The sequence below is a fragment of the Polyangium sorediatum genome, assembly GCF_029946465.1.
In the GTDB taxonomy this organism is placed as follows: domain Bacteria; phylum Myxococcota_A; class Polyangia; order Polyangiales; family Polyangiaceae; genus Polyangium; species Polyangium fumosum.
Window position 1 is genome coordinate 1 of record NZ_JARZHI010000009.1, and the last position, 26750, is coordinate 26750.

The 26750-nt window shown below is 70.0% G+C and carries 22 protein-coding genes and 1 pseudogene; 14 read left to right on the forward strand and 9 right to left on the reverse strand.

The features are described from left to right. From QHF89_RS13100 to QHF89_RS13110, 3 genes and pseudogenes are all read left to right on the forward strand, one after another. A pseudogene (locus QHF89_RS13100) lies at positions 1 to 427 on the forward strand (hypothetical protein); the annotation flags it as partial. Continuing rightward, positions 424 to 1758: a serine/threonine-protein kinase gene (locus QHF89_RS13105; protein WP_136972644.1), complete on the forward strand. Its 1335-nt coding sequence runs from the start codon at positions 424 to 426 to the stop codon at positions 1756 to 1758. The pseudogene QHF89_RS13100 and the gene QHF89_RS13105, both read left to right, overlap by 4 nt. Before the next feature lie 9 nt (positions 1759 to 1767). Continuing rightward, on the forward strand, positions 1768 to 2769 hold the full coding sequence (locus QHF89_RS13110) for a PEGA domain-containing protein (protein ID WP_136972643.1): 1002 nt from the start codon (positions 1768 to 1770) through the stop codon (positions 2767 to 2769). Positions 2770 to 2781: 12 nt separating this feature from the next. Here QHF89_RS13110 and QHF89_RS13115 read toward each other — a convergent pair whose 3' ends face one another. Next, positions 2782 to 3528, reverse strand: coding sequence for a ferritin-like domain-containing protein (locus tag QHF89_RS13115; protein WP_136972642.1), 747 nt, complete (start codon positions 3526 to 3528; stop codon positions 2782 to 2784). Positions 3529 to 3549: 21 nt separating this feature from the next. Then, positions 3550 to 4722 (reverse strand): hypothetical protein, encoded by a 1173-nt coding sequence (locus tag QHF89_RS13120; protein WP_136972641.1) that lies wholly within the window; start codon positions 4720 to 4722, stop codon positions 3550 to 3552. Positions 4723 to 4959: 237 nt separating this feature from the next. Between QHF89_RS13120 and QHF89_RS13125 the strand changes: the two genes are divergently transcribed. From QHF89_RS13125 to QHF89_RS13135, 3 genes are all read left to right on the forward strand, one after another. Continuing rightward, on the forward strand, positions 4960 to 5412 hold the full coding sequence (locus tag QHF89_RS13125; protein ID WP_136972640.1) for a PA2169 family four-helix-bundle protein: 453 nt from the start codon (positions 4960 to 4962) through the stop codon (positions 5410 to 5412). An 83-nt stretch (positions 5413 to 5495) separates the two neighbouring features. Further along, positions 5496 to 7076 (forward strand): radical SAM protein, encoded by a 1581-nt coding sequence (locus QHF89_RS13130; RefSeq protein ID WP_136972639.1) that lies wholly within the window; start codon positions 5496 to 5498, stop codon positions 7074 to 7076. Between the two features lie 78 nt (positions 7077 to 7154). Then, the gene (locus QHF89_RS13135) at positions 7155 to 7394 is read left to right on the forward strand and encodes a hypothetical protein (protein WP_136931377.1); all 240 of its coding nucleotides are present in this window, start codon (positions 7155 to 7157) and stop codon (positions 7392 to 7394) included. On the opposite strand, the gene QHF89_RS13140 is transcribed toward QHF89_RS13135, so the two are convergent. Then, positions 7391 to 7840 (reverse strand): hypothetical protein, encoded by a 450-nt coding sequence (locus QHF89_RS13140; protein ID WP_136972638.1) that lies wholly within the window; start codon positions 7838 to 7840, stop codon positions 7391 to 7393. The two genes, QHF89_RS13135 and QHF89_RS13140, sit on opposite strands and share 4 nt — an antisense overlap. A gap of 343 nt (positions 7841 to 8183) precedes the next feature. Between QHF89_RS13140 and QHF89_RS13145 the strand changes: the two genes are divergently transcribed. Both QHF89_RS13145 and QHF89_RS13150 read left to right on the forward strand, forming a co-directional pair. Beyond that, positions 8184 to 9329 carry a GNAT family N-acetyltransferase gene (locus QHF89_RS13145; protein WP_136972637.1) on the forward strand — a complete coding sequence of 382 codons (1146 nt, stop codon included), beginning with the start codon at positions 8184 to 8186 and terminating at the stop codon, positions 9327 to 9329. Continuing rightward, positions 9305 to 10204, forward strand: a complete 900-nt coding sequence (locus tag QHF89_RS13150; protein ID WP_136972636.1) for a hypothetical protein — start codon at positions 9305 to 9307, stop codon at positions 10202 to 10204. Before QHF89_RS13145 ends, QHF89_RS13150 begins: the two co-directional genes overlap by 25 nt. Here the strand turns inward: QHF89_RS13150 and QHF89_RS13155 are convergent. Both QHF89_RS13155 and QHF89_RS13160 read right to left on the reverse strand, forming a co-directional pair. Next, positions 10188 to 11000 carry an SDR family oxidoreductase gene (locus tag QHF89_RS13155; RefSeq protein ID WP_284720436.1) on the reverse strand — a complete coding sequence of 271 codons (813 nt, stop codon included), beginning with the start codon at positions 10998 to 11000 and terminating at the stop codon, positions 10188 to 10190. The genes QHF89_RS13150 and QHF89_RS13155 overlap by 17 nt on opposite strands. Positions 11001 to 11010: 10 nt before the next feature. Continuing rightward, positions 11011 to 12129, reverse strand: a complete 1119-nt coding sequence (locus tag QHF89_RS13160; protein ID WP_136972634.1) for an MBL fold metallo-hydrolase — start codon at positions 12127 to 12129, stop codon at positions 11011 to 11013. Positions 12130 to 12323: 194 nt separating this feature from the next. On the opposite strand from QHF89_RS13160, the gene QHF89_RS13165 reads away from it, so the two are divergent. Beyond that, a complete protein-coding gene (locus tag QHF89_RS13165) occupies positions 12324 to 13694 on the forward strand; it encodes a DUF2330 domain-containing protein (RefSeq protein WP_284720437.1) in 1371 nt (456 codons plus the stop codon). Between the two features lie 10 nt (positions 13695 to 13704). On the opposite strand, the gene QHF89_RS13170 is transcribed toward QHF89_RS13165, so the two are convergent. Continuing rightward, positions 13705 to 14871, reverse strand: a complete 1167-nt coding sequence (locus QHF89_RS13170) for an oxygenase MpaB family protein (protein WP_136931370.1) — start codon at positions 14869 to 14871, stop codon at positions 13705 to 13707. A 164-nt stretch (positions 14872 to 15035) separates the two neighbouring features. On the opposite strand from QHF89_RS13170, the gene QHF89_RS13175 reads away from it, so the two are divergent. Then, positions 15036 to 16940 (forward strand): OPT/YSL family transporter, encoded by a 1905-nt coding sequence (locus QHF89_RS13175; protein WP_136972632.1) that lies wholly within the window; start codon positions 15036 to 15038, stop codon positions 16938 to 16940. Positions 16941 to 17070: 130 nt separating this feature from the next. Further along, positions 17071 to 17790 (forward strand): hypothetical protein, encoded by a 720-nt coding sequence (locus QHF89_RS13180; protein WP_136972631.1) that lies wholly within the window; start codon positions 17071 to 17073, stop codon positions 17788 to 17790. Between the two features lie 101 nt (positions 17791 to 17891). Here QHF89_RS13180 and QHF89_RS13185 read toward each other — a convergent pair whose 3' ends face one another. Then, on the reverse strand, positions 17892 to 20873 hold the full coding sequence (locus QHF89_RS13185) for a carboxylesterase family protein (protein WP_136972630.1): 2982 nt from the start codon (positions 20871 to 20873) through the stop codon (positions 17892 to 17894). A gap of 328 nt (positions 20874 to 21201) precedes the next feature. Here QHF89_RS13185 and QHF89_RS13190 point away from each other — a divergent pair, with 328 nt between their 5' ends. The 3 genes from QHF89_RS13190 to QHF89_RS13200 all read left to right on the forward strand — a co-directional run bounded on the left by QHF89_RS13190 (position 21202) and on the right by QHF89_RS13200 (position 24135). After that, entirely contained in the window at positions 21202 to 21816 is a 615-nt protein-coding gene (locus QHF89_RS13190) for a hypothetical protein (RefSeq protein WP_136972629.1), read from the forward strand. A 127-nt stretch (positions 21817 to 21943) separates the two neighbouring features. Further along, positions 21944 to 22327: a hypothetical protein gene (locus QHF89_RS13195; protein WP_136972628.1), complete on the forward strand. Its 384-nt coding sequence runs from the start codon at positions 21944 to 21946 to the stop codon at positions 22325 to 22327. 59 nt (positions 22328 to 22386) lie between these two features. Next, entirely contained in the window at positions 22387 to 24135 is a 1749-nt protein-coding gene (locus QHF89_RS13200; RefSeq protein WP_136972627.1) for a hypothetical protein, read from the forward strand. Between the two features lie 6 nt (positions 24136 to 24141). On the opposite strand, the gene der is transcribed toward QHF89_RS13200, so the two are convergent. Both der and era read right to left on the reverse strand, forming a co-directional pair. Continuing rightward, the gene (gene der / locus QHF89_RS13205) at positions 24142 to 25542 is read right to left on the reverse strand and encodes a ribosome biogenesis GTPase Der (protein ID WP_232379717.1); all 1401 of its coding nucleotides are present in this window, start codon (positions 25540 to 25542) and stop codon (positions 24142 to 24144) included. Between the two features lie 2 nt (positions 25543 to 25544). Continuing rightward, complete coding sequence (era, locus tag QHF89_RS13210) at positions 25545 to 26720, reverse strand: GTPase Era (protein WP_284720438.1); 1176 nt, start codon at positions 26718 to 26720, stop codon at positions 25545 to 25547. Positions 26721 to 26750: the final 30 nt, after the last annotated feature.

Sequence of the window (26750 nt, forward strand, 5' to 3'; positions counted from 1 at the left end):
CGGCGGAGCTGGCGGCAGCGGCGGCGGAGCTGGCGGCAGCGGCGGCGGAGCCGGCGGCATGGGCGGCATGAGCGGCGGAACCGGCGGCGGAGCCGGCGCGACGGGAACGGGCGGAACCGGCGGCACGGGCGGCGGAACCGGCGGCGGAGCCGGCGCGACGGGAACGGGCGGAACCGGCGGCACGGGCGGCGCCAGTGGAACCGGCGGCATGGGCGGCGGAACCGGCGGTATGGGAGGCAACGAATGCCCTCCCGGCTCCGGGGGAGCGGGCGGTCAGGGCGGCGGCATGCCTGTCCCTGTGCCGACCTGCTCGGGCAGCACCATCCGGGACAACGGGGCCCTGCCGCCGCCGAGGCGGAAGACGACGACCCTGCACCGCGTTCGCCTCTTCACACTGGACGCGCTCACGCGTAAGCTGCGCCCGTGACCGAACCCGTCTCCCGGGATCCGGCCTCGCCCGAGGGCGCGCCCGCGCCGGGCACGGTGCTCGCCGGCAAGTACGTCGTCGAGTCCGTCCTCGGTCAGGGCGGCATGGGGATCGTCCTGCAGGCGCGGCACCAGCGCACCGAGCAGCCGGTGGCCATCAAGCTCCTGCGCCCCGACGCGCGCGCGCTGCCCGACGTGAAGGCGCGCTTCGAGCGCGAGGCGCGCGCGGCGGCCCTGATCCAGGGGCCCCACGTGGTGCGTGTCTACGACGTCGACAACCTCCCGGACGGCAGCCCCATGATGGTGATGGAGATGCTCCAGGGCTGGGATCTCGGCCAGGAGCTCGCGATTCGTGGCCCCTTGCCGTATCCGGAGGCCGTCGGCCACATCCTCGCCGCGTGTGAAGCGCTCTCGCAGGCGCATCGCATGGGCGTCGTGCATCGCGACATCAAGCCGGGGAACCTGTACCTGTGTCAGGAGGGCCCGCGGCGTATCGTCAAGGTGCTCGATTTCGGCATTTCGAAGGTCCTCGACAAACGGGACGACGCCGCGCAGACGGCCACGACGGCCGCCTTCGGCACGCCGCAATACATGTCCCCCGAGCAGGTGCGGTCCACGAAAAACGTCGACGGGCGGGCGGACATCTGGTCGCTCGGCGTGGTGCTGTACGAGCTGCTCGGCGGACGGGGGCCCTTCGACGAGGGGAGCGCGACGGCTTCGCTCGCGGCGATCATCGCGGACGAGCCCAAACCTCTGCGCGAGCTCCGGCCGGATCTGCCGCAGAAGCTCGCGGACGTGGTGATGAAGGCGCTCGCGAAGCGCACCGACGATCGGTGGCCCGACGTCGATACCTTCATGGCCGCGCTCCTGCCGTTTGGCCCGGGCGGCGCCGCGCCGCGGACGTTGCTCAATACGAAGGCGCTGGCCGTCGCGCCCCGCGCGCCGATGTCGAACCGGCGATTGATGTTCGTCTCGGCGGGCCTTGCGGCGGTGGTGGTGGCGGTGTTCCTGGTCGTGCTCGCCTCGCAGACGAAAAAACCGGCGGATCCGGCCGGGGAAACGGCCGCGACGAATCCGACGGCAGAGCCTGCCCTCACGCCTCCGCCCGCCGCGACGCCGGCGGCCGCGGCCGAGCCGACGATCGTGCCCGTGGCCGCGCCCGTTCCCACGCCCGTTCCCACGGCGCCCGCCGCTGTGGGAACGGGGCCGAAAAAAGAGCCGACGTCCGCGCCGCCGGTGCCCGCGACGGCCACGGCCGCGCCTCCGCCCACGCCCACGCCCACGCCTCCCAAGCCACCTCCGCCCCCGGCGGAGGATCCGACCCACCTCTAGGATCGCGCCATGAGCCGAAATCGCCTCCGCGCTGGCCTTTCCCACGTCCTCCTCGTCGTGCTCGCCACGACGTTCGCCGAGGCCGCCCTCGCCGCCGAGCCCCAAGCGGCCCCGCCTGCGCCCGCGGCTCAGGATCCCGCGCTCGTGGCGCGCGCCAAGGAGCGCAAGGCCGAGGGCGACAAGGCGATGGACAAGCTCCGCCCCCTCGACGCGCTCGCGGCCTATACCGAGGCCTACGCGCTGAACCCCGAGCCGGCGCTGCTTTACAACATGGGCCGGGCCCTCGAAGCGCTCGATCGTTTGCCCGAGGCGCTCGAAAAGCTCACGGCGTTCCGCGCGCAGGCGCCCGCCGAGCTGCTCGCCAAGGTCCCGGGCCTGAACGACCGGATCACGAACCTCGAAAAACGTCTCTCGCGCCTCACGGTGAAGGTGAACGTCGAAGGCGCGCGTATCCTCGTGCGTGACGTCGTCGCCGGCATGTCGCCTCTCGACAAACCGCTCGCGCTCAAGGCCGGCCCGGCCGACGTGCTCGTCGAGGCGGAAGGGTATTTTCCGTATCGGACCCACGTCGAGCTGCCCGGCGGCGGCGCCTACGTCATCGACGCGCAGCTCCAGAGCAAGGCCAAGGTCGGCAAGCTCCTCGTGACGGCGCCGAAGACAGGCGTCAACGTGCTCGTCGACGGCAAGGGCGCGGGGCAGGCGCCGCTCGAGACGCTCGTCGAGCCGGGGACACACAAGGTCGCCGCGCGGCACCCGGACTACCTCGATTACGAGACCAGCGTCATCGTGACCGCCGGCGGCGAACGCACGGTCGCGCTCGTCCTCCAGCGTCCGCCGCCGATTTATGCGCGTTGGTGGTTCTGGACCACGATCGGCGTGGTCGTCGTGGGCGGCGCCGCCGGCGGGGCCGCGTATGCCCTCACGACCGAAAAAGATCCGGGGCAGGGGGACATCCCGCCGGGCCAGCTCTCGCCGGCCTTTTTCGTGACGTCGCCCCCGCTCCCGTTCTGATCGGCCTCTCCGTCAGGCCGCCTGTTCCATTGTCCCTTCCGCGTCCTGCATGACGTGGTTCGCGACCCATTGACGCACGTGCGCGAGGTGTTTTTCCTCGGCGCGCATCGCGTCGCGGAAATCGTCCGCCATCGCCTCGTGCCCCAGGCTCGTCGCCAGCTCGATCAGCATGTCCCAGCCCTCGGTATCGGCGAGCTCCGCGACGAGGAGCGCGTGGAGCGACTGCGGCAGCGTCGTGCGCGGATCGTTCAGCACCTGCACGAGGCCCGACGCCTCCACCGCGGCGATGTCGGCCGAGGGCGTGAGCGCCGTCGGATCGGCGCCCATGCTCTCGAGCGCGCTCCGCAGCACGTGGAAATGCCTGAGCTCCTCGTCGTGGAACTCGAGGAGCGTCTCGCGGGACGGCCCGCCGTCGAAGCCCCCGAGCGCGTCGAACTTCGCGAGCACGCTCTCGTACATCCGCGTCCCGGTCCGCTCGAATTGCAGGCGCTCGGCAAGCTTGTCCAGGAACACGGCCGGGTTCTTGGCGCTGAGGCCTTCGAGCACCGATTTCACCGCGCCCTTCACGGTCGAGGGCGGCGGCATCGTGCCGAGGATGCCGGATTCGCTGATGTACGACATCCGGAGGCTCGTGATGCCCGATTCGTCGCCCTCCGCGCTCGGCACCGTGGCCTCGGCGGCCTCGATGAGCTCCTTCGAATCGAGGGGGCTCGTCCCGATCCCCGTCCGGTTCATTCCGAGTTCGGTCGGCTCTTTCATGGTCTCTCCTCCAAGCTCCCTTCAGGCCGCCTTCTTCACGAGCTCGGTCCCGGGCGTGTACACGTAACCCGCCGCGACAGTTTGGCTGGGCGAACCCGCGGAATTGATCTGCCGGTTGTAGGCGATCGAGGGGGAATCCGGGGGCACCTGGCCCACCGGGACGAACTGCGTCCCCACGCTGCGCAGGTGGACCTCGTTTTTCAGCACCTGCCGCACATCGTCGCGGTGGCTCATGTACTTGATGCGCTCCGGCAGGCTCGTCGGGATGATCTCGAAGGGATCGCGGTTCTCGACGCGCCGGAAGAGGTCCATCACGTGGTTCAGGTGGCCGAGCTCATAGGCCACCATGCGCTCCCAGATCGCCTTGAGCCGCGCGTTCGACTCTTGCTCCATGCAGGCGAGGTAGTTCCAGACCTCCGTGCACTCGTGCAGCAGCCATTTCTCCATCCACGTCTCGTTCGGGTCGATGATCGCCTCGTATTGCGTGACGTGTTGCTCCTCGATGTGCGCGATCTCCGCGTAGAGCAGGCGCGCCACCGGGTCGGAGAAGAGCGGGCCGATGTTCTGGTAATAGTTCAGCGTCTGCTGCTCGCCCGCCAGGATCGTCAGCGACACGAGCTTCGTGATCGGCGCGGCCGTCGTGCGATCGTAGGGCTCGCGCAGATCGTCCAGCGGGTGGCGGTGCTCGACCACCGTGGGCCGGCCTGGCAAGACGTCGGTGTACGATTGCAGGATGGCGTTCGCGTCCTTGCCTTCGAGCCGATCGAGCAGCGCCGAATAACGATAGAGGTGGTCGAAGTCTTCGAGGAGCCCGAAGCGCAGGACCTGCGCGATGTACGGATCGGGCTCGAGGCGCGCGAGGCTCGCGGTCACCTCGATGGCGACCTGCTCGTAGGCGATCGTGGTCTCGAGCGGCGATTGATCCGCCGGCAGGAGCCAGTTCACGAGCACCTGCTGGTGCGTCTCGATGCGCCGGACGCGCGCGAGATCGGCGCGCATCGGCGCGTTCATGCGGGCGAAGGCGTGCTGGAAGCGGTTCGCCTCCATCTCCAAGCCGTTCATGAGGATGATACGCAGGCGCGTGAACGCGTCGTCGTTCAGCTTGCTGATCGGCTCGCGCACCATGTCGCGCCAGGTGAAGTCTTCCTGGGCGTCGAGGGCGACGCCTTTTTCCTTCGTGAGGTCGAGTGCCACGATACTCCTCCCCGTTCGGTTCCTCCGTGATGGATGGATCGAGAAGTGGTCGCCGTCCGTCCTGCAGCGCTTGCAAGAAGCGTGGCGTTCATTGCGTCCTCGACCGAATGCGTTTGTCGGGCGAGCAGACGCTGCACGCCGCGGGCGAAAGCTTCCCGCCGCGGGGGCTCGACGTCGCGCACATTCGTCCCCCATGGATAGGCCGAGCCTGGAAGGGCCTTGAGGAGGCAGTTTTCCATGGATAACCGCGAAGTGTGCGAAAAGCTGAACAAACTGATCAAGCTCGACGTGGACGCGGTGCACGCATACAAGCAGGCGATCGACGCCTGCACGATGGAGGACCTTCGGAGCAACCTCGTGCGGTTCCAGGAGGACCATCAGCGGCACATCCGGGATCTCTCGCAGCAGGTGCGGGCCTGCGGCGGCGAGCCGGAGGTGGAGACGTCCTGGGCCGGGTTCCTGATCGAGGGCTTCACGGCCATCACGGCGCAGGGCGATCACAGCGCGCTGCTCGCGATGCGGGGGAACGAGGAGCTGACGAACCGCACGTACGAGACGGCGCTCAACGTGGCCGACCTGCCGACGGAGGTGCGCTCGCTGCTCGAGAGAAACTTCTCCGACGAGCAACGTCACCTCGCGTGGATCAAGGATCAGCTCAACATGCGCGTGTGGGAGAGGAAGGCGGCGTAGAGGACGGCTCCGCGCGAGCGAACCAGACCCCGCCTGCACGTCGTGTGTGGCGGGGTTTCGTTTTGTTGTAGAATCCTCAGCCGATGGAGCCGAAGGCGCAGGTCGAAATTCAGCTCGGCCACATGTGCAACAACCGTTGCGTCTTCTGCGTCAGCGGCCAGGAGACGGCGCTCGGCCGCGCGAGGCCCCTGCCGCTCGCGCCGATCCTGGAGCAGATCCGGGCCGCGCGCGCCGCCGGGCACGCGAAGATCACGCTGCTCGGCGGCGAGCCCACGCTCCAGCCTGCGTTCCTCGACGTGGTGCGCGAGAGCGTCGCGCTCGGCTTCGAGGAGATCGTGATCTTCACGAACGGCGTGAAGACCGCCCGCGCCGCGTTCGTGGACGAGATCCTCGCGACCGGCGGGAATTTCACGTTCCGTTTCTCGATCCAGGGCGCGACCGAGGAGGCCCACGAGCGCACGACGCGCAAAGACGGATCGTTCGCCCGCATCGTGCAGTCGATGCGGCACGTGCAGGCGCGGGGCGAGCGGCTCACCGTGAACATGTGTGTCGTCCAGTCGAACTACGAATCGGTGGACGTGTTCCCGGAGCTCCTCTTGCCGCTCGGGGCCTCGCAGCTCCACCTCGACATGGTGCGGCCGCTCGACGCGGGCGTGCGCACGGAGGAGGAGTTCGCGGCGATGATCCCGCGGTACCGGAGCCTCGTCGGCCCCTTCACGCGCATGGTCCGTGGCTTCCCCGAGGGGTACGACGTCAACATCGGAAACCTCCCGTATTGCGTCGCCCCCGAGCTTTCGCCCTTCATCCACCACGACGGCGAAAAGACGATGACGATCGCCGTCGACGGGGACAAGACGCTCAGCAAGCCCTGGGACAAGTACCTCGTCAAACGCCGGGACAAATCGAAGCCCGCGGGCTGCGCGGCGTGTGTCTTCGACGCGCGCTGCAATGGCATCTTCGAGACCTATCGGGAGATGTACGGCGACGAGGAGTTCGTCCCCGTGACGCCCGAGCGCCTCGCCGAGGCCGATCCCGGCCGAAAACTCTTTTCGGTGCACGCGCGGGCGCTCGTCGCGCGGGCGTTCGCCGGGTTCGTCCCGCCCAAGCCGTTTTCGCGTGCCCTGCTCACGGAGCTCGGCGAGCGCGCGGTCGAGGTGCGGCTCGAAGGCGACGAGAGCCTCGTGGTCACGCTCAGGCCCCGGGCCGAAGGCGAGGGGATCGCGGCGACGGATTGGTTTGCCGTGGGGATCACGGGCGCGCCGGCGGATCACGCGGTGGCATGCGCGGGGATCCTCGCGATCGGGGAGCGGTTGTCCCGGCACGTCACGTTCGTGCATCCGATCGGGGAGGACGCGGCGCTGCCGCTTTTGCGGTCCGTGGGGGCGCGGATCCAGCTCTTGCGGCGGCGCGCGCCGTTCGGCGCCCTCGCGTGGAAGGACGTGCGCGTCCTTCCGGAGGGGCGGCGCGCCGAGCTCGGGTTCGAGGCGCCGTCGGGCGAGCGCGCCTGGGTTTGGCTGGGTGAAACGAACGGAAAACCCGTGGGCGGGTATCGGGTCGGGGAGGGGGAGCCTTCGGTCGAGGTCATCGAAGGGCTGCGGGCCGTGCTCGGGGCGCTCGCGCCCGCCGGCGCAGGCCCGCGGGCCCCGTCGGCTTCGCGGGCTTGACGGGGCTCGACGTTCCTCGAGGGCGGACGGCTAGCGGTTCGTCCACGCCGGCCCCATGAGGACGCTCTGGAGGGCATCATGGGGAAGGAGCAAGCTTGGCCTTTTGATCGGGGCGACGCCGGGACCGTGCAGCCGCGGACGCAGGAGGGCGTGCCCGGCGTGCGGGGCGGGTCCGTGGGGGAGGAGGGCGGCGCGGGCTCGTACCCCGGCGGCCCGACGTTCTCCGAGGGGACGGCGCTGGAGGAGGGCCCGAACCCCGAGGCATGGGTGCCCCCGACCGAGCAGATCAGCGGGCCGCCCACGGAACCGACCGATTAACGGGAGCCTTTGCACCCTTCCATGCGCAAGGCTCTGGCCTCCCCATCGATTTCGAGCTTCACCGACTCGAAATCGATCGCGGCCACGCGCTCTTCCGCATTGCAGCCCATCCGCCCCTCCAGCACGAGCGTGTAGGCGACGGAGCGGCCGCCGTTGTCGGGGATCCGCTCCTCGACTTCGAGGGTATCGCCGCGCTTCTCGTCCGCCTTCCCCTCGCCGTCCTCGGCCCTGCACGCGACCATCACCGCGGCGCTCGCGCGGACCGCGACGGTCTGCCCGCTCTTGTTGCGCAGGCGGAGCGAGACGACGGCATTTTCGCCCGCACACCGGGCGACGGGCTCGGAGGTGACCTCGACGCTCGCCTCCGGTTCGGCCATGGCGTCCGTCGTGACGAGCGAGAGCGAGGCGAGGAGCAGCAGCAGCGTGCGCTGGAGGATCCTTTTCACGGGGGAGACTCCTTTTCGAAGAGTAAGGCCGTACGCGTAAGGTCGCGGCGGTAGGTCGGGGGCGCGGGGCCGGGCGAGAAAGAAATGCCCGGCGAGCGCCGCGCCGGAACCCGTATGCAAAGGATTGGCCGAAGAACCTGGAAGAGCGCGCGCCGCGCGTGAATGCCCCGGGCGCGCCGCCGGCGCAGGGAAACACCTCGGGATCCGAGGGGAGCGCTCGACGCAGATACCCGCCCCTCCGGGCGCGGATTTGCATGGGTTTTCACGGGTCGTGTGAGGTGGCGGGGCCCTGGGGGGCGGTCCAAGCTCCGGCAACGGGGCCCGAGAGCGCGAGGGAAACGGAATGCGAGAGGTCGAGCCACGGCAGAAGCCTTCCGCGAGCGCGGACGAAATCGGCCACGCCGCGATTTCCACGCAGCGCCTCGCGGGGGCACGGGCGCTCTCGCAGATCCAGGAGACGTGGGCCGCGCTCGACGCGCTCCAGGACACCCCGATGCAGCAAAGCCTCTGGACGGAGAGCTGGCTCGCGGCGAGCGGTGCATCTGATCGATTGCGTGTCCTCGTGACGACGTCGCCGCGCGAATCGACCGGGATTGCGGCGCTCGTCCATCATGGCGGTCGTTCGCCCTCGCTCATGCCCGCCGGGGCGATCGAGCTCGGCGAGCCCGTGGATCTGTCCCGCGGCGGGCCACGGGTGCTCGGGGCGCTTTGCCAGGCGCTCGCCCGCGGACCTTGGCCGGTGCACCTGCCGCGCGTGCTCGCCACGTCGCCCACGATCGCGGCCTTCCATCAGGCCTACCGCCGGCGCGGCCTCGTCCGCGTCGGCCCCGCGAAGCCGTGTCCGTTCCTCTCGCTCGACGCCTCCTGGGCCGAGCCCGAGCGCCACCTCTCGCCTCGCAGGCGCCAGGATCTGCGCCGCGCCGAGCGGCACGCCGAGCGCCTCGGCAAGGTCGTGTATTCGTTTCATTCGCCTTCGCCCGAGGCCGCGGCGGCGGTCCTCGACGAGGCCTTTCGGGTCGAGGCCGCCGGCTGGAAGGGCCGCGAGGGCACCGCGATGTCGCTCGACCCGGTCGTCGGCACGTTTTTCAGGACGTACGCGCTCGCCGCCGCGCAGCGTGGCATCCTGCGCGTCGCGCTCCTCCGCATCGGCGGGCGGGGCGCGGCCATGCAGCTCGCGGTCGAGCACGCGGGACGTCATTGGCTGCTCAAGATCGGCTATGACGAGTCGTTCCGGCAGGCCTCGCCGGGCATCTTGCTCCTCTGCGAGAGCTTGCGCCGCGCGGCGGCGGAGAACCTCTCGACGTACGAATTTCTCGGCGGCGTCGCGCCGTGGATCAAGCCCTGGACGAGCGAGGAGCGCGCCACGGTTTCGCTCAGCGCGTATCCGATGAGCCTCGCGAGCGTGTCGGCGCTCTCGCGCCAGGCGGCCGCGCGCGTGCTCCGGACATTGAGGAGGCAATGGCAATGGATGACACGGTCCGACGTCTGAAACAGGCCGCGTTCGCGGCGTGGGAGCCGATCGCGCGGCGCGCCGGGCGGTCGTACATCGCGGGGCCGCGGATCACGGACGCCCTCTCGTTGAGCCGCGGATTCTGGGACGCGGGCATGGGCGTCGTCGTTTGTTACTGGAACGCGGAGAAGACGTCCCCGCGGATCGTGGCGAACCGCTCGCTCGCCACGCTGGAGGCGTTCGCGGAGGCGGACGGAGACCATTACCTCGCGATCAAGGCTCCGGCGCTCGGGTTCTCCCGGGATCTCGTCGGGGAGATCGTGGCGCGCGCGGCGCTCTCGTCCGCGCGGGTGCATTTCGACGCGCAGCGGCCGGAGGCCGTCGAGAAGACGCGGGCGCTCGCGGAGAGCGTCATGGGCGGGGGCACGCCCATCGGATTCACGTTGCCCGGGCGCTTCGCGCGGAGCGTACGGGACGCGGCCTGGGCGGCGCGGCGAAATGTGCCCGTGCGCGTCGTGAAGGGGCAGGTGGCGGATCCGGCGGCGCCCGATCTCGATCCGCGGGCGGGTTTTCTTTCCGTGATCGACGCGCTCGCGGGCAAAGCGCGGCACGTGGGGGTGGCCTCGCACGACGCGCCGCTCGTGCGGAAGGCGCTCCAGCGGCTCGTCTCGAACGGGACGCCGTGCGAGCTCGAATTGCTCCTCGGATGGCCGTTCGGGCCGGTCTTGCGGGAGGCGCGCACGTTCGGCGTCCCGGTGCGCGTGTACGTGCCCTTCGGCGAGGCCCGCGTGCCGTACCATTTCACGGAGGCGCGGCAGAATCCGCGTGTCCTCGCCTGGCTCGCCCGGGACCTTTGGCGCGCTTCGCCTGCGCCGCGGGCGAAGAGGCCCGGATGGACTAGCGCCCCTGCTTGATTCGCTCCTGGGCTTCGCGGCCTTTTTTGGTGAGCATCGGTTCGAGCCAGCGCGAAGCGGCCGGCGCCGTGTTCGCCGCGCGCGCCAGCATCCCTCGGCCGAGCGGCAAGGTGATTTCGAGCGGGCGCTTCGGCAACACCTCGGTGAGGAGCGCGCGCTCGACGTCCTCGACGGTGAGCGCGCGCGGGCCGGAGAAGGTCATCGCGGCTTCCTCGTGGTCGACCTGCAAATCGAGCATGGGCGTCTGCACGGCGTCGGGCATGACGAGCGTCACGGCGATGTCGTGGCGGCCAAGCTCCATGGCGGCGGCCAGCGTGAATCCGCGCACGGCGAATTTCGACGCGGCATAAAGCGAGAGCCCCGGCACGGGCGCGAGCGATGCGAGCGAGCCGATGTTCACGATGTGCCCGCCGCGTCCCCGCGCGATCATCCGCGCCGCGGCCGCGCGCGTGCCGAGCACCGTGCCTTTTACGTTCACGTCGAGGTGGAAATCGACGTCCGCGGGCCCGAGGTCCGGGACCCAGCCGGGCTTCAGCACGCCCGCGATGTTCATCACGACGTCGAGCCCGCCGCCCTCCCGCTCGGCGAGATCGAGCGCCGCTTCCCAGTCCGCGGCCTCGCGCACGTCGAGCCGGGCGAGACGCACGTTCGTCCCCCACGCGCCTTCTGCGGCGCGTTTCTCCAGGGCGGCGAGGTCCACGTCGGTCGCAACGACGGTGTCACCGCGGCGCGCAAAGACCCCCGTCATGTGCGCGCCGATCCCACTTGCAGAGCCGGTCAATACCAGGACGCTCATCGTCATTCTCCTAGACCAGGACGGCCGCGCCGGCGGCGCGGGTTTGGGGTTCGTCGCGGAGGGGCCGCGCGGGTTTGCCCAGCGTGAGATCGCCGAACGAGAACGTGGGCGTGACGCCGGGGAACAGGGCGTAGGCGGTGAGCTCCGAGGAGCTGACCATGCCCGGGAAATCCGGATGTTGCCGGGACGGTCCGGCGACCTCTTTCTCCTGCACCATCGAGATGTACTGGTCGAGCCCGCGTTCGAGCGTGTTGCCGTTGAGGATGACCTCCATCCCGGTGTCCTCGGCATACCGGCGGAGCCCTGGGATCCGCGAGGCGCGCGGGGCGTACGCATCGGGGCCGACGCCGTTTTCGCTCGTCACGAAGATCCCCTCGGACGTACGCACCACGATCGAATGGTTCCCTTCGGTATGGCCGGGCGTCGCCATGAGCACGACGCTCTCGCCGAGCTTCGTGTCGCCGTCGAGCAGGACGATCCGCGAGGGATCGACGCCGTCGATCCCGCCCGGGCAATACCAGTCGCGTTGCGGCGGAAGGAGCGCGAGCGTGCTCTCCCATTCCTTTCGCATGACGAGCAGCTTTGCGCGCGGAAAATAGCCGGAGCGCCCGTGGGCGCCGAGCCAGCGGCGCACGTCCTGCGTGTGCATGTGATCGTAGGTGATGTAATCGATGTCCTCCGGGAGAAGCCCCGCCTCGGCGAGGCAAGCCTCCACGGTGCCGAGCTCGGGCGCGATGATGCGCTGGCCGAGCTCCTTGAAGGGGCCGAACGTGCCGCTCAGGCGCTTGAAGAACGGCGTCTCGGCATTGGCGCGGACGTCGGAGGGCGAGGCGAGCAGGGTGCGGAGCCGGCCTTCGGCCTGGAATTGCACGAGGAAGACGCGGTTCAGGATGTGCACGAACGGCGTCGGGCCGCGGAAGGCGTCGCGCAGGGCATACCGCGTCGGATAGGGGACACGCACGAGCGAGCGGGATCGATAACAGGGCACCGGGGGCGCCGAGAGCAGCTCCTCGTGGAGCCTCGCGGCGCGTTTTCGCACCTCGCGCAGGCGATCCTCGGGGCGCGACGCGTCACGGGCGCCTGCAAAAATGTCGATCGGTCGGAGCACGGGATCCAAAGGTTCGCGCATGACAATCTCGCTCCTCGTTCGGGCCCTGACTACCACGAAGGCGCGTCGCGGAGAACCTCCACGCAATCGTGTCAACGTGTGCCCGGATGTGCCCGAGGGGGCCGCGGGTCGGATGCCGGGATCATGCAAAACGCCGAAGAATCGGAGAGGCATGGCGCGTGCTTTCCCGCGAGGGCTGCCCGGAGGTCCCACGCATGAAGCTTCTCCACGCCCTCTTCCTTTCGATCCCGCTCGTCACCGCCGTCGTGACCGACGCTCACGACGCTGCCGCCTGTGGCGGCTGCTTCCCGCCGCAGGACGAGTCGACGCAAGTCACCGGCCACCGGATGATCTTTTCGGTCTCGCAGACGTCGACCACCCTGTGGGATCAGATCGAATACTCGGGTGATCCCACCTCGTTCGCCTGGATTCTGCCCATCAAGGGGCAGGTCGAGGTCGGTTTGTCCTCGGACGCGGTTTTTGCGGTCCTCAGCGAGCGCACGGCGACGTCGGTCGCGGCGCCTCCTCTCAACTGCCCACCGCCGCCCTCCTGCTGGGGCTGGGGGAGCGGCTCCGGCGCGGGCGGCGCGGGCGGCTCGGGGGGTGACGCGGCCGGCGGCGGCGTCGACATCATCACGCAGGAGGTCGTCGGGCCTTACGAGACCGTACAACTCTCCTCGTCGGATCCCGGCGCGCTCAAGACCTGGCTCACGACGAACGGCTACAACATCGACGCCGACATCGGGCCCATCATCGACGCCTACGTGGGCGAGGGTTTCGACTTCCTCGCGCTGAAGCTCGTCCCCGGCCAGGGCGTGAGCTCGATGCGCCCCGTCCGCATCACCGCGCTCGGCGCGAGCACCACGCTGCCGCTGCGCATGGTCGGCGCGGGCACGGGCGCCTTCGCGCCGATGACGTTGTGGGTCTTCGCCGAGGGCCGTTACGAGACGAAGAACTTCGCGTCGTTCGACATCAAGCCGGCCGACATCGTGTGGAACTGGGACCTCGGCACCTCGAATTACACCACGCTGAAGGACGACGCGTTCAAGGCCGCGAACAACGCGAACTGGCTGAACCAGTACGCGCAGCCCACGTCGCCGTGGGAGATCCGCGGCCGGCTCGAGCAGCTCGTGAGCTTCCTGCCGGATCAGAGCGGTTATGGCGATCCGAAGGACGGCTACGTGACCGCGAATGACGAGCTTCAGGCCGATCTGGAGAAGATGTTCGGTGGGATCAACGAGAGCGAGCTCTGGGTGACGCGCCTCAACACGGAGCTCGCGCGGGCGTCGCTCAACAAGGATCTCGCGCTCGGCGCGGCGACGTTGCAGGATCCGGTCTCGAACTTCTTCCAGGCCACGAAGGCGATCGGCACGCCGCCCAAGTGCCCCGAGTACCCGCCCTGCGAGCCGGGCTCGGAGATCCCCGGCGAGAACGGCGGCTCCTGGTGGGGCAACCTCGGCGACGGCAAAGGCAACGGGAGCTCGAGCGCGAGCTGCGCCGTGTCGAGCGGCAGCGAAGCGACGGCCGTGCTCGGCCTGCTCGGGGCCGCGCTCGGTCTGTCCGTGGTGCGCCGCCGCCGCAAGTAATCGGTTTGTCTCAGGCCGCGCGCGAGAGGCGCGTTGGCGGCGCGAAATGCGCCGGGGCGCCCCCGAGCCCCTCCTTCACCACCATCTCCCAGTACCGCGCGCCCGTGCCGATGGCCTTTTGATGCGCCGCGGGAGAGCGCTTGCGCGCCTGCTCGGCCACCCGCGTGACCGCGCGGAGCGCGTGAAAGGCCGCGACGAACGGCGTGCGGTCGATCCCGAGCGCATCGGCGAGCTCATCCCCCAGGAGCCCCCGCGAAAAACCCATCCCGACGTTTCGCCGGAGCGCGCCGAGCCGCCGCTCCTCCGCGGTCTTCGCCTGCCGGAGCGGGGATTCGAAGAGGGCGTGCGTGAGCGCGCGTGAATCGTCGTCGGGCCGGCCCTCGGTCGCCCGGATGAGGTGCGCGAGGCTCCACGCATCGAATTCGCTCGCCGGCAAGAGCTCGGGATCCACGCCGATGAGGTGCCCCGAATATCGCCAGAGGTGCATGAAGCATTCGGACTCGTCGCGATCGATGTCGAGGCCGAACGCGCGGATCCCTTCGAGAAACACGAGCGAGAAGAGGAGCGACGTGCCGGCCATGTCGTGCTGGTTCACGGGCAGGCCCCACGTCGCCGTGTCCCATTTCGGCGATCGCGAGAGCATCTGCCGCACCTTCGCGTGCATGAGGCGCACCTTCAGCGTGATCGCGAATCCCTCGCCCGTGCGAAGGAGCCCGCCCGGCTGCGCCGTTGCTTGCACGAAGCGCGAGGTCTCGCCGAGGCGGCGCGGCGCGCGCTCGACGAGCTGGCCCGAGAAGACGAGCGGCTTGTTGCCCCCGGGTGAGGCATACCCGAGCACGAGCGAATACGTGCCGAGCACCGCGCCCCCGAGGGCCCCCGAGCGCAAGAGCAGCTCGCCGCCGCGCCGGACGGCGTCCCAGTCGACCCACGCCGGCACGTAGGACGCCCATTCGAGGTAGGCGCGCATGGCCGGGGGCAGGTCGAGGCCACGTGGTTCGGGGGCGCGGAGGGCCTTGTCCAGGAGGGAAAAACCTCGCCCGGCCGGCGCGCCTTCCATCTCCTCGATGACGGCGTCGGCCAGCGGATCGCCGCGGAGCAGGAAGGGCGCAAGACGGTCCACGCGGTCACCGAAACGCGCGCGGGCTTCCTCGAGGTTCTGGTATCGCGTCGGGATCATCGGGCCCGGAGACCATAGGGTCGGTCGCGCCCGCTGGCGAGCGGGCTGTTGGGGTTCGTCCAGATTCTCCTCCGCCTCCCCGAGCCTCGGCGTCTTCCCGGACATACGGGGGCCGCGATCCAGCGCTAGGCGCGCCCGTCCGTGCTGCTAGCATCCCGTTCCCGATGACAACCCCGACGTCCGCCGCCGCCGAGGAGGCGTCGCGCCCCAAGTTCGCGTTCCTCCCGAAGATCGACACGCCGGCCTACCACGCGCTTCTCTCGGCCGTGGCGATCTTGATCCTCGGCCCGCTCGGCGGCATCGCCGCTGCGTACATGAACTTCAGCCTCGGGTTCTTCGTCGGCGGGCAGGTGCTCGCGGGGATCCTCGGCAGCGCGGTCACGTACGGCTACGGGCCCGAGGGCAAACACGGCGCGAACTACATGCAGACGATGGCCGCGAGCGTCGCGGGCATGGCCGGCATGGGCGTGCTCATCCAGGCGATGACGTGGCTCGGGATCCCGATGCCGCCGTGGCACCACCTGGCGCTCTTCTTCATGTGCATCGGCATGTTCGGCGTGGGCCTCGGCATGGTGTACACGCCGATCCTCGTCGACCGCTTGAAGCTCGATTTCCCGAGCGGCTACGCGGTCGCGAACATCCTGCGCGCGCTCACGGACAAACGCCTGCTCAAGCGCTCGATCGGGCAGCTCGGCGGCGGCACGGGCGCGGGCGTGGTGTTCGCGGCGCTCGCGGAGAAGCTGCCGGCGAGCGCGTGGGTCATGGCGAAGATCCCGTGGCTCACGTCGATCTCGGCGTCGACGATCGGCGCGGGCATGGTCGTCGGCGCGCGCATCACGATCCCCGCGATCTTGATGGGGCTCCTCGGCCACGGGCTCACGCCGTACCTCGTCTCGATCGGCTGGCTCAAGGAGGGCGAGAGCTTCCGCAAGATCGGCTTCCTGATCGGTCTCGCGATGATCCTCGGCGCGGCGCTCGTCGACATGGCGCTGCTCGCGGTGGAGGCGGTCCGGCGCGTGCGCGCGCAAGCGGGCAAGCCCGTGGAGACCGACGCGAAGGACGCGTGGAAGCAGGTGAACCCGAAGCGGCTCGTCGCGTGGATCGTCTTCTGGGCGACGGCGCTCGTGGCCGTGGCGACGCTCGTGATGGGGCAGCCACTCGGCTTCACGATCTTCGCCATCCTGCTGACGAGCGTGTTCGTGCTGATCAACGGCATCTCGCTCGGCATCAGCGATTCGAACCCGATCTCGAGCGCGTTCGTGATCGCGGTGCTGCTCATGAGCGGCCTCGGCCTGAAGGATCCGCGCGTCGGGCTCATGAGCGCGAGCATCCTGCTCGTCGCGTGCTCGGTCGGGGGCGACATGCAGCAGGATCGCTCGACGGGGTATCGCCTCGGCACGAACCGCACGGTGCAGTTCCGCTACCAGAGCATCGGCATCTTGATGGGCTCGGTCCTCTGCGTCGTGCTCGCGCAGACGTTCATGAAGGCCTACCCGGTGCTGACGATCAACTCGTTCGCGAACCCGAAGGCCGACGTCGGGCAGTGGCAGAGCGCGATGACGTTCAAGTTCGTCGGCGCGCTGCAGGACATCGGCTACCTGCCGGACTACAAGGTGAAGGCGCTCGCGATCGGACTCGCGATCGGCATCGGCACCGAGGTCCTCCGCAAGGTCCTCCACGCGAGCGAGCGCTACAAGAACTTCGTGAAGGGCTCGAAGGAAGGGTTTGCCGCGGGCTTCGTGATGGACGCGGTCGTCTTGCCGAGCCCGTACGCCTCGTCGTTCGGCGGCTTCGTCGAGCTCATGGTCTGCGTCTGGTTCGCGGTCGGCGGCGTGGGTTCGTCCGCGTACAACACCTGGCAGAAGAGCGTGGCCGCGAAGCAAACGAAGGGCGACGAGCTGCCCGAGGACATGAGCACGACGTCGCTCGTCGGCGGCGGCCTCATCGCGGGCGAGGCGCTCTACGCGCTCGCCGTGGGCCTGCACGGCCTCTTCTCGAACGTCCTGCTCAAGCCCGCCGCCGCCGCGCCCCCGCCGCCCGCCGCCCCTCCTCCGTCGCCGCCTGCCTGACGACGCCGCGCGTCAAGTGCCTGTGACCGGGATCGCGGAAGGGTTCGTCATGGCCCCTTGCCGCGTGCGCAAAAAGAAAAATTCGCGACGTCTTGAAATAACGGCCCCCCGTCGCTCGATAAGGGGAGCCATGAAGACGCAACACCTCTCCGCTCTGGTTCTCTCGGCGCTCGTGGCTTCGCTTTCGGCGGGCTGCGGGAACGCCGCCTCCTCGCGTGAGGAGGCGTGCGTGGAGGCGCCCGGCCTGGCAGGAGACCATGTCTACGTGTTCTCCGCGGGCTCGGTGCCTCGCGCTCGTGTCGAGCGCACGGTCCGCACCGATGGCTCGGAGACGCTCTCGGGCGTTTCGTACGTCGCTGCGAGGAAGGTGATGGAATACGCCGAGCTCGGCGCGGATGGCCGCCTCGTGTATGCCGACGTGACGACGACGGGCGCGAACGGCGAGACGCGACGGCTCATCGCGGACGCGGCGCACGGCGCGTTTTACGTGCAAGACGAGCACGGCGCCGGCTGGAAGCGAATGGCCAAGGACACCCCCTGGGTGTACGCGGGCCTCGCGGGCGACACGTCCTTTGCGCCCCTGCCGACGCCCGTGAGCGCGTGGGTCACGTTGCGCGCGACGAACGCTTCGCCCGACGTGCGCGTCCTCGACGCGTCGCTGCGCGAAGGCCGGATCGTGCCGCAAGATCAGCTCGTCGCGGAAGGCGAGGGCGGCGAGCGCTTCGTGATCGCGGGTGAAGCCGTGCTCACGGCGAACGGCGACTTCGTCACGGCCCTCGGCGAGGGGACGCTCGAGCCGCTCCGCATCGCGACGGACACGCTCCGCCCGCGGCGGGTCGCGCAGCGGTAATCCGAGCGGCCACGACAAACACCTTGCAACGAGGGGCCGGGCCTCCAACCGGTCCCTCGTTCTTTTTTTCATCGCCCCGTCCTGAACGACGCGGAGCGATCTCAATTCCAGTCGATGCCGAAGAAGCCGCCGTCGAGCGCGACGCGCCGGTCGAGCACGTGGCCCCCCCGCTGCACCGTGATGCGGCCGTCATAGACGACGAAATCGGGGGCGAAGCGCGGGAGGTGGCGGCTCGCGAGCGTGCCCGCGGAGCCCACGCCCGCGTGCACGACGACGTATTCGTCCGGGTTTCGCGGGTGCGGATGAAGGAAGGAGACGCCGACGTCCTCGCCCTCGTGCCGCTTGCCGCGGAGCGTGAGCGCGGAGGGCTCGAAGCGCACGGGGAGCGTGCTTTCGAAGAGCGCGGTGACGCGGTTCGAACGAGGGTTTCCGATGAGGACGAGGCTGCGCGCGTCGATCTCGGCGTCGGTGATCTCGACGTCGGATTTCACCGGGAAGCGGGCCGCGAAGGTGTCGAAGGAGGCGAAATGCTCGGCGACGAGGCGGTTCGTCTCGATCTGCGCGGGATCCTGGGTGCCGTAGACGACGAGGCGGCCGTGGCGATCGATGTCGTCGAGCGGGCCCGAGACGCCCGCGCGCTTGCGCCCCTTGCGCGAAGGCTCCTCGGGCACGCGGACGAACGCGCCGTCCTTCTTGACGAGCCAGAGCATCCCGGCCGCAAAAGGCCCCTCGATGGCCGCGCCGTCCACGGCCACGCCCGCCCCTTCGCGCAGCGCGAGCTGCGATAGATCCAGGGCAAACGACTCCACGTTGCGGGTCTTCACCGTGACGCCGTCCGCCTTTGAATGGCGCGCGTCGATCTCGGCGAATTTGTCCTCGGCCTCCATGCCGAGCAGTCGCACCCAATGCGCCCGATCGTACCGCCACTCGCCCGTGACGAACCGGACGCGCTCGGGCGCCTTCGGCCGCCGGTGCGATTTGAGCCATCCGATCATGTCGCCGTCCTCGTAGCCGTAATCCCATACGTTGTGATCGAGGTCCTCCTGGACGTCGAATTTGTAGGGATAGCCAAGGGATCGATACCGATCGGCGACGAGCTGCGAGCGCGTGGGATCGTCCTTCCCGCCGTGGACGATGAAGAGCGGCACGTGCTGGCCATTCTCGGCCCAGTTCACGATGTACCGTTTGGCGAGCAGGACGTTTTCCCAGGGCGTGTGCGGGGCTTTTCGGATGCTCTCCCAGCCGAGCAGGTTCGGGTATCCGCAGAGCGGGGCCGCGGCGGAGAAGAGGTCCGGGTAATGCAAGGGAAGGTAAAACGCGACGGTGCCGCCGAGGGAGTACCCGGTGATGGAGATGCGGCGCTCGTCGATGGGGAAATGGGCGCGCAGCTCGGCGACGACCCGGAGGACGTCGTCCTCGCCGAGGTGGCGCTGGCCCGCATTGCCGAATTGCCAAGGCGCGACGAGGAAGGCGCCGAAATCGGGCAGGCCCGAGAAGTGGCGCGCTTCGAGCAGCCCATTGAAGCCTGCCTCGGGCGCCTCGCCGGCGACGACCCGCAGCGCGATCTCGGGGCGATTGCCGAGCCCATGGGAAGCGACGACGAGCGGGAGCGGTTTTCCCCCGGGGCGATAGGCCCGCGGGACGAAAAGGACGTAGGGCTGGAGGCGGCCGTCGAGCGGGCTGCGATACGCGCGGCGCTGGATGCCGAACCGGCCGGCATACGGGCTCTCGCCTTTTTCGAGCGAGGCGAGGAGGGCCTCGGCTTCTTCGGTCTGGCGCTTGATCCAGGAGATGTCGGGATCGTTTTGCGCGAGGTTCTCGACGAGGCCGTCGATGTGCGCCATCAAGCTGTCTTTTTCGCCGCGGGTGGCCGAGGAGCCTTCGATGGACGCGCGTTTGTCCACGAGCGCGAGGACACGTTTTTGGAGAGCCCCGCGGTAGACGAGCGGGATCTTCTGTTCGGTCCCGGGCGCCACGCCGAGGCGGAGCCGGAGGTCGGTCGTCCCGGTTTTTTCGAAGGGAATCGAGAGGGAAATCGCGCCTTCGGGGCCGCCGAGCGAGGCGGCGGGCAAGGCGCCCTCGACCAGCGGGCGGGCCGGGCCTTTTTCGGACGCGAGCTCCGCGCGGTAGGGGAGATCCACGAGGTTGCGCGGGCCGAGGCCGATCCAGCCCGGCCGCACGGAGACGTCGAACCCCGTGGCGGTGGGCTTTTTCTGGATCTCGGCGCGCAGGAGCTCGGCCGGCGTGCACGTGGCCTCGGGGGCCGTGGCGAAGAGCAGGTCGGGCGCTGGGCCGCCGGAAGGGGAGCGGGCGCGGAGCCAGAAGCCCGTGGGCGCAGGGGTCGGCTGTTCGACCTGGACGACGATTCGATGGACGCCACGATCGAGGTCGAGCGGGACCCGCGTCTCGTCGCGGAAGGGTGCAGGATCGGCCTCGCGCGTGGCGTCGAGGACTCGTTTTCCGGCCACGGAGATCCGCACGTGGCCAGACACACCCGCGGCGAGGAGGACGCGCTGGGCGCGGCCGGAGACGAGCTGGCCCGAAAGGACGAAATGGGTGGGCGGCTTCGGGCCTTTTTTCGAATCGGCCTTCTCGTGGACCTCGACGTAGCCGTCCTTCGCGCAGAGCGGGCGCGGGGCGGGCGGGGCGCCGGCGTCGGGGGGCGTCGTCGCGTCGCCCTCGGGCAAGGGACCCGGGAGCGGACCGACGGCGCTCCACGCGTCGAGCCAGCCTTCCCCCTGAGGCGCGAGGAGCGCCTCCCGCGCGAGCCCGACCGGCGGATGTCCCTCGGCGCGGAGCAAGACGCAGCCGGCGCCGAGGCAGGTCGACCCCTCGCCGCAGCGCTCCTCCACCCAGCGTTCGCCGCCCTGGCAAACGAGCGCGACCTCGTCGGAGGTGCATCGACCCTCGCCGGGCGTGCAGACGGCGCCCGGCGCGGCGTCGGTAGGGATCGCGGGGGCCTGCGCGGAGGGCTCGGCGCGCGGAGGCGGGCGCTGCTCGACGCCATGTTCGGCCGGCGGGCGGCAGGCCGAGGGCCCGGCGAGGCCGGCGAGCACGAGCGGGAGGAGGAGCCGAGAGCGCATCGAAGGCGAAACATGCCGCGTCCGCCCGGGAACACCGGCCGTCCACGCGAGCCGGCACAGCTACCACGAGCCCCGCCCCGGACCAAGCCGGGCGCTCGGCCCCCGTCCCCCGCGGATCGATTTCAGCCTTCGTTCACTTTTGCCTGGTCCCCAAAACTTCCATCGCGGCCGTGCGTCGAATGCAGTGACCGTCGCCCTTCGGGCCGGAGGAAGTGCCGCCGGACCCGTGAACGTGGAGAAAGCGAGAAAACGAGCCATGAAGAGCATTCCTCGATCCAATGCAACGATGTCCTCGAGGGGAGCCCCGGGAACGCGTGAGGACGGCTCGGTGATGTTTTCGCTGAGCTCCCTCGTGGCCCAGGCCTCGAACGACGCACCCACGACGAAGGAGCCGAGCGCACGCGGGGACGACTCCGGCCTCATCGATCTGAAGGCCCTCGCCGCCGAGGCGCAAAAGCCGGTCGAGCCCGTGCTCCCGCATGCGCCGATCTTCCCCTTCGGCGCGCCGGAGCCGGCGCCGCTCCCGGCCCCCGAGCCGAGCGCCGAGGTGATCGCGACGCAGGCCCGCCGAGGGCCATGGCTGGTCGCCGCCGTGGGCGCCATCCTGGTCTCGGCCATGGCGATCGGCGCGGCGAGCGCGCGCCCGAAGGCCGAGCCGATGACGCTGGGCGGTCGCGTGTCGCCCCATTTCGAGGTGGCCCTGAAGCGCGTCGTGATGCCGCCTTCGCCGCCCGCCGAGGTGAAGACGACAACGCCGCCCGCGAAGGAGGCGACCACGCCCGAGAAGACGAAGCCCTCACCGCGGACGAGCGGGAACACGAACGCGAAATCGACCGATCCCAAGAAGACGGATCCGGTCGTGAAGGATCCGCCGAAGCGCGAGACCTTGCCGCTCGAGGTTTGTGATCTCATGTGCCAGATGCGGAAGGCGACGCAGAAATGACCGAGCGCCCGAGAGGGCATTGCGGCGGGAACGGGTAGCTCGTTCCCGCCGCGCGTCGTTTCGAGCCGCGGGCCACGAGCGTCGCGGACGCTTTACGATCGCGGCCCGTCTCCCCACCCTTTCACGCATGAACATTCCTCGCAGGTGGCAGCGCCGCGTCCGGGGAGCCTGGCGCGGCATCCAGCGCGCGGCCGGGCTCCTCTCCGCCGTGGCCGCGGCGGTGTGGCTCGTTCAAAAGGGGCGCCTCGGCGCCTCCGGCAGGCGCGTGGTCCGCACGAGGCCGAAGCAAGCCGACGAGCGCACGATACGGCGCATCGCCGAGGCGCAGGCGGGTGGCATCAGCAGCCAGGAGAGCGACGCTCGCTACGAGAGCGGTGAGCATCCGGGCGGCCTGCACGGCAAGGCCGTTCGCCCGCCGCCGGACGCCGAGATCTACGAGATCGACGAGCCAAGCGACCGCACGCAGGCCCACCGCGGCTCGCGCCGGACGATGGCGTCGATGCGGCGCTGACGCAATTTCGAGGCGGGAGGGAGAGCGCGGGCAGGTACCATGCAGGCGGAGGTTCTGCCTTGCCCGATCCCGCGCCCCCCGCCGAACCGTCGGTGTCGCCGCCGACCCTGCGGCACGTGCCCGGCAAGAGCGCCGACACGGCCCGATCCCTCGCCGCGCCGCCGCCCCGCATCGTCGAGGGATCCACCCCGGCCCGCCCGACCGAGGCCCGCTCGGCGGTCCGCGGCGCGCTCCTCGTCGCGGTCCTCGTGATCGTGGCCTACGCCGGCGCCTTGTTGTTCTTCCGGTATGTCGCGCCGAACCGGCCGCAATACGTGGCGGAGATCGGGGCCGGGCTCGCGATCGGGATCGTGGTGTTCTTCCTGCACACGCTCGTCGGCGGATCCGTCGCGGAGTCGATGCAGATCGGCGAGGAGCGTTTCCGCGCGCTGCTCGGGTTCCTCGCGCTCATCGCGCCGTCGTTCGTGCGGTGGATCCTCTTCGCCTGCCTCGGCGGGATGATCGTCGTCGCCTACCAGGACCTCGGGGAGTGGAGCCCGTCGTCGATCGCGCGGCTCCGGGTGCTCGGCGCGTGCGTGATGCCGGTGATCCTCGCGGTGTGCTCGGCGATGCTGGTCGAGCGGCGTTTTGCGCGCGGCGATTTCCGGCTGAAGGTGGGGTACGGGGCGGGCACGGCCATGCGGGATCGGATCGAGCTGCGCGAAAAGGTCGAGCGCATGTGGGCCTACGAGAACGAGCTCATGCGCGAGTCGGTGCAACGCATGGCGCGGCACGCGACGATCCTCGGGTTCATCGCGTCGGCGATCCTCATCGCCTGCGGCGTGATCCTGCTCCGGTACGCGCGGACCGAGAACGAGCTGCGGCACCTCGTCGCGCTCTCCGTGGGCGCGGCGTGCACGGTGTCCTTCACCCTGAACCTCGGGCAAATCCTGTTTCGTTCGGCCAGCAACGATTCGACCGCGCGCATGATGGCGTTCGCGGCGCGCACGCTGCTCATCGTGAGCGTGGCGACGGTGTTCCTCGGCGTGGCGCTGCTCTCCGGCCCGGAGGAAGCGACCAACACGGACAAGGGCTACCTGTTCCAGGGCTACAAGGGCGCGCTGATCGTGGGCGTGGCCGTCGCGCTGCTCGGCGAGCGGGTGCTGCGCGCCGTGACGGATCGGGCCGCGACGATGCTCGGCGTGGGGACCGCGGCGCCGATCCGGGGCAGCGATCTCGGCCTCATCGACGGGCTGAACGACGAGGACGTGGCGCGCCTCGCGGAGGAGCGGATCGACTCGGCGCACGCGCTCGCGTTCATGCCGACGCCGCGCATCTTCTTCAACACGACCTACAGCCTGCAGCGGATCTGCGACTGGCAGGATCAAGCGCTGCTCATCGCGCGGGTCGGCCGGACGAACGCGCAGCTCCTGCGCGAGCAGTACCTCGTGCGGGGCGCGATCGCGGCGCGGCAGCTCGCGCGTGAGATCGTGGGCCCGTCGCGGAGCGCGAGCTCGGCGTTGCGAGGGCCCACGGAGTCGTGGTCGGGCGAGCCGATCTCGGTCCCCTCGGAGCCGCAGGAGGACGAGCGGGACAGGCTCCGCGCGCTGGCGAAGGCGCTCGGCTTCACGGGGATCAACCAGGCGGTGCTCGGCTTGCGGTGCCTCGTCGACGACGAGGAGATCGAGCGGCTCGAAGTGTTCAGCCGCTCGGTGCCGGTGTGGAAAGACGCGGGGACCGAGCACGTGCGCGACGAGGTGCCGCGCGTCGAGCTCCCCGTGAACGAGGGCCGCCCCCCGGTGGGGCGGCCGTCCCCCCGCGGGGAGTGAGTCGCGTCAATCGCCGCGGCGACGCCTCGGCTTGTACTTCACGCGGACCGGCACGCCCTCGAAGCCGAAGTTCTTGCGGAGCTGGTTCTGGACGTAGCGCTGGTAGCTGAAGTGGATCTGCTCGGGCGCGCTCGCCATGACCACGAAGAGCGGCGGTGAGGTCTCGGCCTGCGTGATGTAGTAGAGGCGCGGCGCGCGGCCGCCGGACGTGGGCGGCGGGCGATGCTCGAGGACCTGCTCGAAGAAGCGGTTGAGCTCGCCGGTGGGCACACGCGTGCGGAAGGCCTTGGCGATACGCGTGATCGTGGAGAGCAGGTTGCCCACGCCGCGGCCCGTCTTCGCGCTCATGGGCACGATGGGCGCCCACGGCACGAACGAGAGCTTGTCCCGCGCGTTCTCCTCGGCCTTCCCGAAGGCCTTCTTGTCGAGCAGGTCGGCCTTGTTGAGGCCGATGACGACGGCGCGGGCGCGATCGACGGCGAGGCCCAGGATCTTCGCGTCCTGCTCGGCCACGCCTTCGAACGCGTCGCTCAGGAGGACCACGACCTCGGCGCGCTCCATCGCGCGGATCGCGTGGAGCACGCTCACCGCCTCGACGACGCTGTCCTCCTTCGTGACCTTCGCCTTGCGCCGGATGCCGGCCGTGTCGATGAACAGGAACGAGTGCTTGCCCTTGGTGATGCGCGTGTCGATGGCGTCCCGCGTGGTGCCGGGACGCGAATCGACGAGCAGGCGCTCCTCGCCGAGCAGGCGGTTGATGAGCGAGGACTTGCCCGCGTTCGGGCGGCCCACGATCGCGACGCGGATGGCCTCGTCCGGCGCCGCGCCTTCCTCCGGCTCGGGCGGAGGCGGCGGCAGCGCGGCCACGATCGCCCCCTCGAGCTCGTCGATGCGGCGGCCGTGGAGGGCGGAGAAGGGGATGAGGTCACGCGCGCCGAGGCGGTAGAGCTCGGTGAGCTCGAGCTCGGCGCGCTGCGAGTCGGCCTTGTTCGCGCAGTAGATGACGGGTTTGCCCGCGCGGCGGAGCAGATCGAGCTCGGCGTGATCGGCCGGCGTCGGCGGCAGGCTCGCGTCGAGCACGCACACGATGACGTCGGCCTCGGTGATCGCGACGTCGATCTGGCGCTTGATCCCTTGCCGCATGGGATCGTCGCTCTCCGGATCGAAGCCGCCCGTATCGACGAGCGTGTACCTGCGGCCGCGGGACGTGACGTCGCTGTAGTGACGGTCGCGCGTGACGCCGGGCTCGTCGTGCACGATCGCGGTCTTCTTGCCGACGAGGCGGTTGAACAGGGTGCTCTTGCCGACGTTGGGGCGGCCGACGATCGCGACGATCGGCAGCGGAGCGCTCATCACCCGCGCGGGCGTTACGCCCCCGTCCGGCTGCTCGATTTGGTCTTCTTGCATCGTCATTCCTCCTCGTCCTCGTCGAGCGTGCCCTCGTCGTCGTCGTCGAGGTCCTCCTCGTCCAGGTCTTCGTCCTCTTCGCCCTCGGCGTCGAGGTCTTCGTCGCCTTCGTCGCCTTCGTCGTCGGCCGTATCGTTGGCCTCGTCCGCTTCGGCGTCGCGCTCGGCGACGATCATGTACTCGGCCGCGTCCGTCGCGCCGCCGCGCGCCCTGCCGTAGCCAAGCTCCTCCAGGCGCGGCACAGACTCGCGCCAGTCCGGCGTCACGGCCACCCAGAGGCGCAGGACCACCTTGCCGCCGACGAGCTCCTCGATGCGCTCGCGCGCGGCGATGCCGATGCGCTTCATCATCGCCCCGGCCGTGCCGATCAGGATCCGCTTCTGGCCTTGCCGCTCGACGTGGATCGTCGCGTCGATCTGGACCGCCTGCCCCGGCGCTCGTGGCTCGGCGTACCGGTCGATGCTCACGGCCGCGGCGTGCGGCACCTCGTCCTGCGTGGCGCGGAGGATCTGCTCGCGCACGTACTCCGCTGCGAAGTAACGCGCGGGTTTGTCGGTCACGTCGTCGACGCCGTACCGGAACGGGCCCTCGGGCAAGAAGCGCGCGATCTCGTCGAGCACGAGCGTGATGCCGTCCTCGCGTTGCGCCGACACGGGCACGACCGCGTCGAAGTTCCGCACCTTCCCGTACGCTTCGAGCAGCGGCAAAAGGTGCCGTTTGTCCCGGAGCACATCGACCTTGTTCACGACGAGGAGCACGGGCCGATCCGGCGCGAGATCCGAGAGCAGGACGAGATCCCCGGGGTGCGGCAGGAGCGGGCGTGGCGCGATGGGCGTCCCGTCTTCCTTGTGCTTCACGGGGCGCGGCGAGACGTCCGTCACGAAGACGACGACGTCGGCGCGGCGCGCGGCGTCCCGCGCGGCTTCGTTCATCACGCGGCCGAGCTGCGTGCGTGGCCGGTGCAGGCCCGGCGTGTCGAGCAGCGCGAGCTCCGCGGAGCCGTGGTGCACCACGCCGAGCAGCGCGTCGCGCGTGGTCTGCGGCGTCTTCGACACGATGGAGAGCGGCTGCTGGAGCGCCGCGTTGAGCAGCGTGGATTTGCCGACGTTTGGCCTGCCGATGAGCGCGACGGTGCCGCTCCGCGAGGGGCCGATGGCCTCCGGCGCGGGGCGCGGCACGGGCCTCGGGCGTGGGGCATCTGTGCGGCG

Bases quoted from the DNA above. Each gene is read 5' to 3' on its own strand.
- QHF89_RS13110 (WP_136972643.1), top strand. From the start codon at position 1,768: ATGAGCCGAAATCGCCTCCGCGCTGGCCTTTCCCACGTCCTCCTCGTC.
- QHF89_RS13150 (WP_136972636.1), top strand. From the start codon at position 9,305: ATGGATGACACGGTCCGACGTCTGAAACAGGCCGCGTTCGCGGCGTGG.
- QHF89_RS13165 (WP_284720437.1), top strand. From the start codon at position 12,324: ATGAAGCTTCTCCACGCCCTCTTCCTTTCGATCCCGCTCGTCACCGCC.
- QHF89_RS13160 (WP_136972634.1), bottom strand. From the start codon at position 12,129: ATGCGCGAACCTTTGGATCCCGTGCTCCGACCGATCGACATTTTTGCA.
- QHF89_RS13125 (WP_136972640.1), top strand. From the start codon at position 4,960: ATGGATAACCGCGAAGTGTGCGAAAAGCTGAACAAACTGATCAAGCTC.
- QHF89_RS13185 (WP_136972630.1), bottom strand. From the start codon at position 20,873: ATGCGCTCTCGGCTCCTCCTCCCGCTCGTGCTCGCCGGCCTCGCCGGG.
- QHF89_RS13145 (WP_136972637.1), top strand. From the start codon at position 8,184: ATGCGAGAGGTCGAGCCACGGCAGAAGCCTTCCGCGAGCGCGGACGAA.
- QHF89_RS13115 (WP_136972642.1), bottom strand. From the start codon at position 3,528: ATGAAAGAGCCGACCGAACTCGGAATGAACCGGACGGGGATCGGGACG.
- QHF89_RS13195 (WP_136972628.1), top strand. From the start codon at position 21,944: ATGAACATTCCTCGCAGGTGGCAGCGCCGCGTCCGGGGAGCCTGGCGC.
- QHF89_RS13135 (WP_136931377.1), top strand. From the start codon at position 7,155: ATGGGGAAGGAGCAAGCTTGGCCTTTTGATCGGGGCGACGCCGGGACC.
- QHF89_RS13175 (WP_136972632.1), top strand. From the start codon at position 15,036: ATGACAACCCCGACGTCCGCCGCCGCCGAGGAGGCGTCGCGCCCCAAG.
- QHF89_RS13170 (WP_136931370.1), bottom strand. From the start codon at position 14,871: ATGATCCCGACGCGATACCAGAACCTCGAGGAAGCCCGCGCGCGTTTC.
- QHF89_RS13130 (WP_136972639.1), top strand. From the start codon at position 5,496: ATGGAGCCGAAGGCGCAGGTCGAAATTCAGCTCGGCCACATGTGCAAC.
- QHF89_RS13155 (WP_284720436.1), bottom strand. From the start codon at position 11,000: ATGAGCGTCCTGGTATTGACCGGCTCTGCAAGTGGGATCGGCGCGCAC.
- der (WP_232379717.1), bottom strand. From the start codon at position 25,542: ATGCAAGAAGACCAAATCGAGCAGCCGGACGGGGGCGTAACGCCCGCG.
- QHF89_RS13180 (WP_136972631.1), top strand. From the start codon at position 17,071: ATGAAGACGCAACACCTCTCCGCTCTGGTTCTCTCGGCGCTCGTGGCT.